The sequence below is a fragment of the Methylobacterium indicum genome (assembly GCF_001043895.1).
GTDB classification, from domain to species: Bacteria; Pseudomonadota; Alphaproteobacteria; order Rhizobiales; family Beijerinckiaceae; genus Methylobacterium; species Methylobacterium indicum.
Genome location: NZ_JTHF01000431.1, coordinates 1 through 605, shown reverse-complemented (window position 1 = coordinate 605; position 605 = coordinate 1). Strand labels below are relative to the sequence as shown.

1 protein-coding gene is annotated in these 605 nt (G+C 73.4%); it reads right to left on the bottom strand.

Annotated elements, in window-relative coordinates; all coding sequences use genetic code 11:
- Positions 1-605 (bottom strand): HAMP domain-containing protein (locus QR78_RS31130; RefSeq protein WP_048431510.1); only part of this gene is annotated, 605 nt, incomplete at both ends.

Here is a 605-nt window from a genome sequence, read left to right as displayed (position 1 = left end):
GTTGGTCTGCGCGGCGATCGACGAGATCGTCGTCACGGCGGCGCCGATCTGCTCGGAGGCGGTGCCGAGTTCGGCCATCGCCGAGCCGGAAGCCTCGGCCTCGCGGGCGGCGTGCGACGCCACCTCGTTGGAGCGCAGCACCTGGCGTTGGATCTCGTGGAGCGAGGAGACCATCTCCTCGGCGGCCGAGGCGACGGTCTGCACGTTGACCGAGGTCTCCTCGGCGGCGGCGCTGGAGGCGACGGCCTGGCGGTTGGTGGTGTCGGCGACCTGGGTCATCGAGCGGGCGGTGGCGTCGAGCTCGGTGGCCGCGGAGGTGACGATCTCGAGGGAGCGGGCGACCTTCTGCTGGAAGGCGCGGACCAGGGCGTCGACCCGGTCGGCGCGGCGCTGGCGGGCGGATTGCTCGGTGGCCTGGGCGGCTTCGAGGTCGAGGCGGGCGATGGCGTTGTCGCGGAACACCGCGACGGCGCGGGCCATGTCGCCGATCTCGTCGCGGCGGGTCAGGTCGGGGATCTCGGCCCGGACGTCGCCGTTCGCCAGCCCGGTCATGCGCCGCGTCGCCCGGTTGATCGGCCGCACGAAGGAACCGGCCGCGACGAAGA